Consider the following 12,847-nt stretch of genomic DNA (forward strand, 5'->3'; position numbering starts at 1 on the left):
GAGAAATGCCACCAGTGCATCACGAGAATTAAATTAAGTAGATGATCATAAAATGAAAAAAATATCGATACTTTACAGCATCAGCCTGATGATCCTGCCACTGCATTATGCCGAGGCAAGCAGCTTAGCCAATGATAACGCGGCCACAAAACACACCGTCATACACACAGTGGCCGCCAAGGGCGGCAGCCAAGCTCAGCCACTGACGAGAACGGCGACAACCCACCCTGAACAATGGTTATTCGCCAGTGAGCAGCGCGGATTATTACTGCAACGCCTCAAGGCAAATCACGACACTGCGCCTGAGGTGTTGCTCGAAGGGGAATTTGAATTATTGAGTTTACTCGCGCCATACGCCTTAACGCTGGATCGTAAAGCCGACCGCGTACAGCCAATCAAACTGAAGCAAGTCGAGGGTAAAACCATCGCCCAACGCCTGCCCTTACTGCCAATGCTGCCCTTTGAGATCCAGTGGATCTGCAGCCAAGTACGCCCGCAAGATGGCAATCTTTATGCGTGGTTTGGCGGCGAGAATGGTCAAAGTCAACAGTGGCTCCTGGGCAATGCCACACACTGGGCGCCCCAATTACTGCGCAGCCAAGCGATCCCGGTCAATAGTCGTGATTGCGCCATTGACGGTGACACCCTGTATGTCAGTGAACCACAAGCGGGGATCTGGCAATTTGATGCCAGCCCCTTTGCCGATGGCAGTGGCACACTCTTTCAGGTTGCACTTGATAATCACATCACGGGTTTAGCCGTCGTCAATGGTCAACTGTTATTGGCAGACGACACTGGTGTTGTCCGCGTAAGCCAAACCTCAGCGTCAAGCGCAGCAAAGCCAAACGATTCGACGCAAAGCCAACCCTTAGTGCAATTTAGCGCCGCCAACGCTGAAAAGTTGTCCTACACGTTGCATGGCGACAGCAGCACAGCGCCGACAATCACCTGGGCGATTTACGATGATCACACCGATGAATATAAATTCGCATCCACGTCCACATTAGCGCTTAGCCAACAGGAGAATGCCCCCGCAGCAGCGCAGATCACCGAAATCCCCGCATGGGTTGAAAGCGCGCCCTCGGATCGTCCCCACGATACCATGGACGACCCCGCCATTTGGATCCACCCCACAACACCGGAAAAAAGCCTGATCCTAGGCACCCATAAACGCTGGGGTTTACTCAGTTTTTCCATGCAAGGCGAGCAAGTCCAAGCCCTGCCCTCGGGCCGGATCAATAATGTCGATATACGCCAACAGGTCCTGCTTGGTGGCATAAAACGCGATATCGCCGTCGCCACCCTTAGGGATAACGATAGCCTCGCGTTTTATGACATCGACCGCACAGGCAAGATCCACGAGTACCCCAATCAAGCGACCGATTTGCAGGATATTTACGGCATGTGCCTCTATCAGGATGGCGCCAAGCTGTATGTGTTTGCCAATGAAAAGTCTGGCCGTATCGCGCAATACCGGGTCGATTGGCACAATGATGCGCCGCGCATAACGTTAGTTCGTAACATCCACAGCCCCAGCCAAGTCGAAGGCTGCGTCGCTGATGAATCGCAGCACACCCTCTTTGTGGGTGAAGAAGATCAAGGCATTTGGCGCTTTGATGCTCAGGAAAATGCCAACACGCAAGGCACACTGATCATCAAGGCCGAAGGGGATTTAGTCGCGGATGTTGAAGGGATTGCCCTCTACCAAGGTGCCCAAATTAACGGCAAAAAACAAGACGTGCTGGTGGTCTCCAGTCAAGGCAATAACAGCTATATCCTCTATCAAGCCCGTCCGCCCTACGCCCAAATTGGCCGTTTTCGCATCGGTGTGAACTTACAAGGCATGGAAAATGGCCGAGCAAGCAGCATCGATGGCAGCGCAGAAACCGATGGACTGGCCGTCACTCACCTCCCCGTTGGCCAAGGTGACTGGCAACAGGGCATGCTGGTGGTGCAAGATGGCCACAACTATCTTCCCGATGCCAATCAAGCGTTTAAATGGTTGCCTTGGCGCAGTATCGCCCAGCAATTGCAACTCAACTAACTCAACGCCATTGAGAGCAGACGACATAGGCCAGCCCACCAAGCCTGCCACCGACACCCCCATCGCCTTCGGGAGCGGGGTTGTCGGTGGCTTTGTCGGTTGCTTTGTCGTTGCTTGGTAGGTTGATTAACCTGTTTAAGCCGTGACGCCGCCAGTTCCGCGTTGTCTGCTCGCATCTTGCTCGCTTAATCGGTATACTGCGCGGCTTTAACCTATTGGCTAAGAACAAGCTGCGCTTGACCTCCTCTGCCCGTATATTGTCTGCAAACGTTAGCGTTTACCCAACCTAGGAACCCTCCTTTTGATCTCTACCGCAAATATCACCATGCAATTTGGCCCAGAGCCACTGTTTGAAAACATCTCGGCCAAATTTGGTCACGGCAACCGTTATGGCTTAATCGGTGCCAATGGCTGCGGTAAATCGACCTTTATGAAAATCTTAAGCGGCGCCCTCGCGCCCACCTCAGGTAATGTATCGATTACCCCAGGATTAAAGGTCGGCACGCTGAGCCAAGATCAATTTGCCTTTGAACAATACACCGTCATTGATGCGGTGATCATGGGCGATGTGCAGCTTTGGAAGATCAAACAAGAGCGCGATGCCATTTACGCCAAAGCCGACATGAGCGAAGCGGATGGCATGCGAGTGGGCGATCTTGAAAGTGAATTTGCTGAAATGGATGGCTACAGCGCTGAAAGTCGCGCAGGCGAAATCCTGATCGAAGCGGGAATTGAAGAGGCCTATCATTACGGTCCGATGTCACAGGTGGCCCCCGGCTGGAAATTGCGGGTACTGCTCGCCCAAGCGCTGTTTGCCAACCCCGATATCTTGCTGCTCGATGAGCCGACCAACAACTTGGATATTCATACCATTAGTTGGCTAGAGGCCGAGCTCAACAAGCGTAAATGCACCATGATCATCATCTCCCACGATCGGCATTTCCTCAACGCCGTCTGTACCCATATGGCGGATATCGATTACGGTGAGCTGCGGATTTACCCTGGCAACTACGACTACTTTTTAGCCCAGTCGGCCCTGCTGCGGGAGCAATTATTGGCTGGCAATGCCAAAAAGAGCGCGGAAATTGAAGAGTTACAAGACTTCGTCAACCGTTTTGGTGCCAATGCCTCTAAGGCAAAACAGGCCAGTTCGCGCGCCAAACGCATGGACAAAATTAAGCTGGATGAAGTGAAATCCTCCAGCCGCATTACCCCCTCGATCCGTTTTGCTGCGGGTAAAAAAATGCACCGCCAAGCGCTAGTGCTTGAAAATCTCGGCCATGGATTTGACGGTGAATTGCTATTCCAAGGCGGTGATTTGATCCTCGAAGCCGGCGCAAAACTGGCGATTATTGGTGAAAACGGGGTGGGCAAAACCACCCTTCTGCGCTGCTTAGTTAATGAATTAATCCACGAGCAAGGCGTGATTAAGTGGTCCGAAAATGCCGCCATCGGTTATTGCCCCCAGGACAGCAGCGCCGATTTTGATAACGATCTGACCATCATCGAATGGATGGATCAATGGCGCCAACCCAAACACAACGATTTGATGGTGCGCGCCATGCTCGGCCGTTTACTGTTTACCGAGGATGACGCGAATAAAAAAGCCCGCAATTGTTCCGGAGGTGAAAAAAATCGGCTTATTTTTGGCAAGTTAATGATGCAAGACATTAACGTCATCATCATGGATGAACCGACCAACCACATGGACATGGAAGCCATCGAAGCCTTAAATAACGCCTTAAAAGAGTTTGAAGGCACCTTGATTTTCGTCAGCCATGACCGCGAGTTTGTCTCATCCCTCGCGACTCGGATCATCGATATCAAAGATAACCAGCTGATTAACTTCCAAGGCAGCTTTGATGAATACTTAGCAAGCCAACAATAGCCCAAACATGGCACTGCGCTAAATTTAGTGGGTGCCATCACTCGACATGTACGAGAGTCATCGTTCATTAACTCATTGTATCTGCAGTAATCTTGATAATGCTCTCGTATTCTAAAATGTGATCTCTACGCTTTTGCATCTGTAGCGGAGTCGATATCATGCAGGATGTCGCTAGTTTGTCACAGAATTTGCCTATACTTGCGACTGACGAACTCAACCTTATGCGGCATTTAACTCAAATCAACGTGATTATGGCTATTAACAAACACTCCGTACTGTCACTCAAGCAAAAGATCTTTCTTCCTAATGTCATCGCCCTGCAAATCGCCTTAATCCTCGGCGGTGCAGTGCCCACACTTGCACTGGCACAAGAAGCAGATTTAGCCATCCCCCCCGCGATAGAGCCGATTGCGGCACTTGAACCCGTTGATACAATTGAAAGATCTGTTGATACAATTGAAAGAATTGAAGTACGCGGCATTCGCGCCTCAGTCCAAGCCTCGATGAATAACAAGCGGTTCTCCAATGCCGTGGTGGATGCGCTCACCGCAGAAGATATTGGCAAATTTCCCGACAGCGATGTCGGTGAATCCCTCGGCCGGATCCCCGGTATCGCGGTAAACCGCCAATTTGGCCAAGGACAACAGGTCTCCATTCGTGGCGCCTCGAACCAATTAACCCACACCCAATTAAATGGCCATGGCATCGCTTCAACCGGCTGGTTTGATCAACAAACCACCGATCGCAGCTTTAATTATTCGCTATTACCCCCAGAGCTCTTAGGGGAAATTGAAGCCTACAAATCCGCCCAAGCGGATATCAACGAAGGCGGCATCGGTGGCACCGTCATCGTCCATACGCGTAAACCGCTAGAACTGGACAAAAACACACTGTTTTTCAGTAATAAACAACACTACGGCAGCATATCAAAAGAGATAGATCCCGAGTTTTCTGGCCTATATAGCTGGAAAGATGATGCTGAGCGGTGGGGATGGTTGTTGGCCGCAGCCGATGCCACCACTCACTACCAACGCAATGGTATTGAATCCAATATCGGCTGGGGAGAAATTGCCCCGACGACCTTCGAGCAGCAACGGGAACGTCGTGCCATCAATGCGATGGTGCAATATCGCCCGACAGACAATCTTGAATTTGGCTTCAATATGTTGCAACTCGCAATGCAAGCCAATAACGCTAACACCTCGTTATTTTTACTCTTCCCCGACCAAGATAACCAAGACGCCTGCGAACAAACCAATGCCGCCGGGACTTGCGTGTTTTATCGTTTGGATGGACAACATAATAGCCCGGGCTTTGCCCAAACTTGGGTACGCGAAGCCAGCATGGATTCAAATACCTACGACATTAATTTTGAATACCAAGCCGATAACTTTACCCTCTCAGGCCTTGCTGGCAACACTCGCGCCACAGGTGGCACCCAAACCACCGCCAACTATGGTTTTTGGTTAGGGCAAGCCAGTGACTTTGCTGGCACATACGATGCCACTGGCGATGTTATCCAAATTGATATCGCCAATAAACATTTTGGAGTCAATGACTTTAATGGGCCCCTCGCCCCCGAAACTTGGTCTCTGCGCAAACAACCGAACGCCGATGAAGAGTCCTATGTACAGCTTGATCTCACCGTCCCCGTCGATTTAGGTGTAGTGTCAGCCATTAAAACGGGCGTAAGCTGGGCCAATCATGATGTGAAGCAAGAGTCATTTGAGGGTATAGTCGATGGCAATCTGATGGCCAAACATGCCAGCGCCTACTATGCCGGAACGGTCAGCTCTGGTGGCGGCTTTATTCTGCCGAAACCTATCTTCGATGCCATGCTAAACGATGCCAAAGCCGCCGTCAGTCACTTCAATCGCGATGGTGAAATTTACCGCTCTGGTTACGGCACTATCAACGAGCACAATCTGGCACTGTACCTGATGGCGGAGTTTGCCACCGACAAGCTGCGTGGCAATGTAGGGGCGCGCTATATTTCGACCGCAAGCGCGGCCGATTATTATGCGCTCCAAGCCGACGGCAGCTATGCCGACACCTTATCGACCATGAGTTCAAGCTATCATGACTTATTGCCGAGCATAAACCTCGCCGTTGATCTCGCCCCAGATCTCATCTTGCGCGCCGCGGCAGCAAGTGTGATTGCCCGGCCCAATTACGACGACATGTTTGCCTCGGCCGCCCTCTCCGGTTACAACGATGGCACTCCGGGTAACGAAGTGCTCGACCAAGGCAATATTGGCCTTAAGCCCTTTAAAGCCCATCAAGCAGAATTAGGCTTAGAATGGTACTTTAGCCCTGATAGCCTGCTGGCGGCGACCTATTTTATTAAGGATATTCGCTCCTTTATTACCACTGAGCAGCGCTTAGACCAAAGCATTGGCATCATAGATAAAGATACTGGCAAGGATAACTGGACTGTCTCAACCAAAAAAAATGGCAGCGGTGGTTATATCCAAGGGCTTGAGCTGCAATTACAAGATAACTTCAGTCATGGTTTAGGTTACACCATTAACTATACCTTGGTTGATTCTCACGCCCCTAGAGAACATTATCCCGACGAGGTTAACGTCTTCTCTGACTCGTCCAAACACACAGTGAATCTGGTTGGCTATTATGAAACGGAGCAGTTTTCAGCGCGTCTCGCCTATAACTGGCGCAGCGCCTATATGATCCGTGAATTACCAGGCTACTACGGTAACCGTGAGCATCAGGCCTATGGCACAGTCGATGTAAGCACTCAATATAAACTCACTGACAACTTAAGCCTTAGCTTTGAAGTTGCCAACCTCTTTGCCAAAGACAGTATCCAGCTGGGGATAGCCCCGAACACGGCGCAGGTCAAACCCGAATTAAAACATCAATACCCCATTTTTAGCGCGCAAGGCGAGGCCCTCTATAAATTAGGTATTACGTTGCGTTTTTAATGCCAAGCGCCAGTTGACCGCCCACTACCCCTCGGCAATAGGTATTCTCCCCGAAGATATTGGCATTAAAAATCAACGCTATCTCACAATAATCGCATTATTTTCACCCAACTGATTGCCACCGCAACCGCGTAAAACAACTACGCCGTTGCGATGTGGCAACCTTTCAGCAAAGCCACGTCAATGATTTGGCTTAAGCTTAACAATGAATGAGCCATCCAACACTAAATATCCATAAGCAGTAATGAGTCATAAGTTGTTAGTAAGACTGTAAAATATAAGCTTTCACATCACTTTTATTTATCATCATAAATCGATATTGCCTCTCACATTCATCGCAAGTCAATTAGTTGACATTTACACAAATTGTATTCGAAATGTGAAATTAACAATACAAAACGCTATTAACACAAACTATTAACTTAGCAGCGCACCAGCCCATTACTGACATAAATAGCAAACCATGATAAAATATTAAATGTTAACCATACTATCTTTGCGAGTGTTAGGTCTTATATTAATGATTTACCGCCATATCCAATCAGCTTTATCTAGTTTGAGTCAGGGTTCTAAACTCTACTTATCGGATCTGGCTGCCATTGCATTATTACTGTTGCCAATTACGTTGGCAAATTCGTTAGCAATGTTAATAGGTCATGGCTTAAGGGTTATCGAATTTACACAAGCAGCTGATCTGCTGTTTTATGTCTCAGACATTCTAATTAATTTATACCCGACCACATTTTGCATTGTGGCGAGTTATTATCTCTCGCAAAAAACCAATGTTGCCAGTGCCATTTTTATTATTTATGCCTTGGCACTTTTTTATATTCTATCCATTGGCAACAACAATTTATCATCTCACTATATGTTGCCTAACAATCCCCTATTGGCTTTATTAAGTGCCACTGCAACTTATGTGTATTATGTTTATTTCCCGGTACGATTATTAGACCCAAATGCCTTTGACTTTGCCTCTCGGTTAATCAAATACATCATACATGTATTTTGCTTCTCGATTGTGGCATTGTTACTCGCACAGGTGGTCATTTACACCTCTGAATTTTTAACCTCCACTGTCGCATCTGCAGGACTCGATCCGCTCACATTCACCGGTGGCCTGCTCTACCAAACATTTTTAGGCATGTTAGGTGCTATTGGTATTAATGGCCACAACATGCTATTTGCCATTAAACAGCAAATTTATGCCGATAGCCTGGCGAACATTACCGCTTGGGAAGCCGGAGAAGCCTCCATTAATGTCATTAGCCAAGGCTTTTACGATGCCTTTTTATCTATGGGCGGTTCAGGTAATTGCATCAGCTTATTGCTTTGTGTATTGCTGTTTAGCCGCAAACATAACCATAAAATGCTCGCACTTGTTGCCATTCCGATGGTGATATTCAATATCAATGAAGTATTATTATTTGGGCTACCGATTTTATTTAACCCAATTATGATTATCCCTTTTATTATCGTCCCCTTGATTAGTTTTATCATTGTGTATAGCTGTATCACCCTCGAATTGGTTTCTCCGGTGGTCACCGTCGTCAACTGGATGACACCGCCGATTTTCAGTGGGTATTTAGCAATGGGACATCAACTTAATGGCGCAATTTTGCAAATCGTGGTCATTGCTATCGGTATTATGATTTATCGGCCATTTTATCTCGCCTATGCTGGTAAATATAACCTCACCGTAGATGATAATAATACTTTATCCTCTGCAGAATCGGCTATATTCCAGAATATTTTACAAAACGTTAGAAATTCAACGAATGACAGCATTACCGAATCCTCTGCCCAAAAACGGATGACTAAAATCTTAAGGCAAGGCAAACTGGTCATGTTTTATCAAAAAATTCAATCGGTAAACAATAAAAATCACTACAACTATGAAGCGTTAATTCGTTATATCGATGAAAAGGGCAAACTGTGTCCACCCAAATTTATTCGAGACTTTCAATTACTCAATGCTATGCCATTGTTAGATAAATTAGTCATTGAATTGGTACTCAATGATATGAAAACGCTTTATCTGCCAGAAGGCGGACGCGTGTCGATTAATATTTCCGTTGCTTCTATTGAAGATCCGGAGTTTGTTCAACACTTCTTGTCTAGGCTTGCCCATTTTGCGATTTCACCCCAAAAAATCGAAATTGAGATCACCGAAGAAGCCATGCTCAGCGATAAAGTCTACCTGATCAACGTGATGCAAGAGCTACAATCTAAAGGTATTAGTATTGCCATGGATGATTTTGGTTCAGGTTACGCATCCTTTCCGCACTTATTAAAGTACCCCTTTAATAAGGTCAAAATTGATCGTTCATTATTGCTTGATGCGCAAACCCATAAAGGCAAAGAAATTTATAAGCTCGTCAGTAAATTAGGGCAAATCGCCCATTGCACTATCGTGGCAGAAGGCGTCGAAACGACACAAGAATATGACTTTATCCAACACTGCGGCGTCGACATGGTACAAGGTTATTACCTTGCTAAACCCCTCCCTTTGGCGACACTAGCCAAGCACCCAGCGCATGCCAAATAAATTCCAAAGCTAACTTACCGCGAATATCACCATAAAAAAGCAACATTAGAAAGCAACATTAGCCACCTAATTAGCGCAGCAAGGCTGCGCTAACTAATCTCACTTGATACAAACGCTTACCAACACAAATCTTCACTGTGCAGCCGTCACAGCCTAAGATACACTGGTGAGGTCATGGATTGGGATAGGACAGCTTATGAGCCAACGTACGTTAAACTCCTTATTTAAACCGACTTCTGTTGCCATTATCGGCGCTTCCAATACTGAAAAACGGGCGGGTAACGTACTGATGAAAAATCTGCTGTCGGGCGGATTTTCAGGGCCTATCATGCCTGTCACCCCCAAGTATCGCGCCGTCATGGGCGTGCTCGCCTATCCCAATATCGAAGCCCTGCCGATCAAACCCGATTTAGCCATCATTTGCACCCGCGCCAGCCGCGTACCTGGGATTGTCGAAACCCTCGCTCAATTTGGTTGTAAGGTGACCATCATTATGGCGTCGGGTATGACGCAGGAATATAACGATGAGGGCATCAATTTACTCGAGCTCACCATGCAACACGCCAAACGTTATGGCATGCGCATTCTAGGGCCCAACAGTTTAGGGATGTTATTGCCGCCACTGGGATTAAACGCGAGCCTTGCCCATGCGAGTGCCCTGCCCGGTAAAATTGCCTTTGTCTCGCAATCGGCGGCCATTTGCACCACAGTGCTCGATTGGGCCAACAATAAAGGCATTGGCTTTTCCTCTTTTATTTCTCTGGGCGATGCCACCGACATTAGCTTTGATGAGCTACTGGATTACCTTGGCCGGGATAGTCGCACCAGCGCGATCATGCTTTACATTGATTCCGTTAATGAAAAGCGCCATTTTTTATCGGCGGCCCGGGCCGCATCTCGCAATAAACCCATCTTAGTCATCAAATCAGGCCGCAGCCCTGAGGGTGCGCGCGCGGCTAAGTTACATACCGGCGGCGTGGGGGGCAATGATGCCGTGTATGAAGCGGCATTTCGCCGGGCCGGTATGCTCAGGGTAAATGATTTAATTGAATTATTTGCAGCAGTGGAAAGTCTTGCCCACTCGAATCCTCTGCAAGGGGAACGCTTAGCCATTGTCAGTAATGGCGGCGGGCCTGCGGTATTGGCCGTTGATGAACTGATGTTACGCGGCGGCAAACTCGCCGAATTATCCCAAGAAACCATTAACAACCTCGATGAGGTATTACCCAGCACCTGGTCACGGCAAAATCCGGTGGATATTATTGGTGATGGTGATGCGAACCGCTATGCCAACGTTATTAATATTTTGATGAATTGCAATGAGTTAGACGCCATTTTAGTGCTGCATTCTCCCTCAGCGTTGGGAGAAAGTGTCGAGATCGCCGATGCCTTAATCCACACCATTCAAACCCACCCGAAAAAAAACCGTTTAAACATTTTAACCAATTGGAGTGGCGAAGATTCTGCCTATCAGGCCCGTAAACGCTTTTCTAAGGGGGGCATTCCTACCTATCGCACGCCGGAGGGGGCCGTCGGGGCATTTATGCACATGGTGGAATATCGTCGTAACCAAAAATTGCTGCAGGAAGTGCCGCAATCGATCCCAGATAATATTCCCACCGATAGCCAAACCGCACGGCGTTTACTGCAAGCGGCGCAAGCGAGAGGGAAATCGGTACTAGAGACCCACGAGGCCAGCCCGATTTTACGCGCCTATGGCCTGAACACTATCGATACTTGGTTTGTGAAAGATGCCACGCAGGCGGTAGCCATCGCCGAAAAGGTCGGTTACCCACTCGCCTTAAAAGTGCAATCACCGGATATCTTACATAAATCCGATGTGCATGGCGTCATGCTCAATCTGACCTGTGCTGACGATATTCGCCACGCCGCAAAAGCGATCACCCAGCGCGTCCATCAGGCCAATCCCGAGGCAGTGATCGAAGGCATGATAGTCCAGAGAATGGCGCTGACCGCTGGCGCCCAAGAAATCCGTGTCGCCGTGATAAGCGATCCGGTTTTTGGGCCCGCGATTTGCTTAGGTGAAGGCGGCTCTGAATGGGATCCGACCAAGGACGCCGCCGTTGCCTTACCACCCCTCAATATGGCGCTCGCCCGTTACATGGTGATCCAAGCCTTAAAGACCCATAAACTTAAGGACAGGCGTTTACCCTTAGGATTAGATATGAATGCCCTGTGTGTGATGCTAACGCAGATCTCCCATATCATTATCGACTGCCCTGAAATTGCCGCGCTTGATCTTAATCCGGTGCTCGCCGCCGGCGAAACCATCACCTTACTCGACATCAATATTCGCTTACATCCAGCCAACGCCGACAATACCCTGCGCCTTGCCATCATGCCTTATCCTAAGGAATTAGAAGAAGAAGCCGTACTCAAAAATGGCCTAAAAGTGATGCTAAGACCAATTTTGCCCGAGGATGAACCTAAACATTTAGCCTTTGATAATTCCCTCTCCGATGAGGACAGATACAAACGCTACTTTGGGGTACGGTCTAAAATGACCCACGAAGAAATGGCAGTATTAACTCAAATTGATTACGCCCGGGAAATGGCCTTTATCGCCACCGCCAAGGGGCCAGATGGCGATGACATTACGCTAGGCGCGGTGCGGGCCTCAATAGACCCCGATAATACCGAAGCCGAATTTGCCATGGCGGTGCGCGGCGATCACCAAGGGATCGGTTTAGGTAAATTATTGCTCGAAAAACTCATCCACTATTATCAAGCGAATGATACTGCGGTACTCACCGGTTTTACCATGTTTGAAAACCGCAATATGGCGAGCCTCGCCAAAAGTCTCGGGTTTACTGTGACCTTCGATATGGAGGAGCATTTAATTAAAATGCACATGAATTTAAAAGCCGCCCCGCCCAATTAAGGCGCAGCGCTATTAAAGCCTGATCATTAAGTCATCTCGAATCGATAATTCATGATATATCCATTCATGTTATATGAATGGAGTACCACCACAGCAACGGCTCTCACCGCAGGGCCGTCAACGGTAGCCCTCAATCTATTAACCCCTCAATCTATTAACATCGACACATTTTACTCTAGCAAGGTTGTTGATAATCTGCCCCGCACTCAATCTGAGCTTATTCTGTGCTTATTCTGTGCTTATTCTGTGCTTATTCTGTGCTTATTCTGTGCTTATTCTGTGCTTATTCTGTACTTATTTTGTGCTTATTTACCCCGCGGAATAACACATGTTAACCAACAACTGAGCCCTCATTCGGACTAACACTTCAGCAAGCTTAGCTGCGCAATGATTTAATCGCGCATACAAGGTTAATGCATTCTTTATCGCATTCAAATGATACGACCAGATACGTCACAGCTGTTTTTAATTAACCTTTCAACCGCCATTTAATGATAATTTATAACAAACCAAACCACCCCAG

Annotated in this window: 5 protein-coding genes; all 5 read left to right on the plus strand. The window is 47.9% G+C overall.

Annotation, left to right across the window (positions count from 1 at the left end; genetic code table 11):
- Positions 1–52: 52 nt before the first annotated feature.
- The 5 genes from ACRCZA_RS12450 to ACRCZA_RS12470 all read left to right on the plus strand — a co-directional run bounded on the left by ACRCZA_RS12450 (position 53) and on the right by ACRCZA_RS12470 (position 12,324).
- The gene (locus tag ACRCZA_RS12450) at positions 53–2,044 is read left to right on the plus strand and encodes a phytase (RefSeq protein ID WP_438674744.1); all 1,992 of its coding nucleotides are present in this window, start codon (positions 53–55) and stop codon (positions 2,042–2,044) included.
- 301 nt (positions 2,045–2,345) lie between these two features.
- The gene (locus ACRCZA_RS12455; protein ID WP_438674745.1) at positions 2,346–3,932 is read left to right on the plus strand and encodes an ABC-F family ATPase; all 1,587 of its coding nucleotides are present in this window, start codon (positions 2,346–2,348) and stop codon (positions 3,930–3,932) included.
- 251 nt (positions 3,933–4,183) lie between these two features.
- Positions 4,184–6,874: a TonB-dependent receptor gene (locus ACRCZA_RS12460; protein ID WP_438674746.1), complete on the plus strand. Its 2,691-nt coding sequence runs from the start codon at positions 4,184–4,186 to the stop codon at positions 6,872–6,874.
- A 520-nt stretch (positions 6,875–7,394) separates the two neighbouring features.
- Complete coding sequence (locus ACRCZA_RS12465; RefSeq protein ID WP_438674747.1) at positions 7,395–9,422, plus strand: EAL domain-containing protein; 2,028 nt, start codon at positions 7,395–7,397, stop codon at positions 9,420–9,422.
- Positions 9,423–9,618: 196 nt separating this feature from the next.
- A complete protein-coding gene (locus tag ACRCZA_RS12470) occupies positions 9,619–12,324 on the plus strand; it encodes a GNAT family N-acetyltransferase (protein ID WP_438674748.1) in 2,706 nt (901 codons plus the stop codon).
- Positions 12,325–12,847: the final 523 nt, after the last annotated feature.

Source organism: Shewanella sp., assembly GCF_051658185.1.
Classification (GTDB): Bacteria; Pseudomonadota; Gammaproteobacteria; order Enterobacterales; family Shewanellaceae; genus Shewanella.

What these genes read in the sequence shown, in the direction of transcription:
- ACRCZA_RS12450 (WP_438674744.1), top strand. Translation starts at nt 53, where the DNA reads ATGAAAAAAATATCGATACTTTACAGCATCAGCCTGATGATCCTGCCA.
- ACRCZA_RS12460 (WP_438674746.1), top strand. Translation starts at nt 4,184, where the DNA reads ATGGCTATTAACAAACACTCCGTACTGTCACTCAAGCAAAAGATCTTT.
- ACRCZA_RS12465 (WP_438674747.1), top strand. Translation starts at nt 7,395, where the DNA reads ATGATTTACCGCCATATCCAATCAGCTTTATCTAGTTTGAGTCAGGGT.
- ACRCZA_RS12470 (WP_438674748.1), top strand. Translation starts at nt 9,619, where the DNA reads ATGAGCCAACGTACGTTAAACTCCTTATTTAAACCGACTTCTGTTGCC.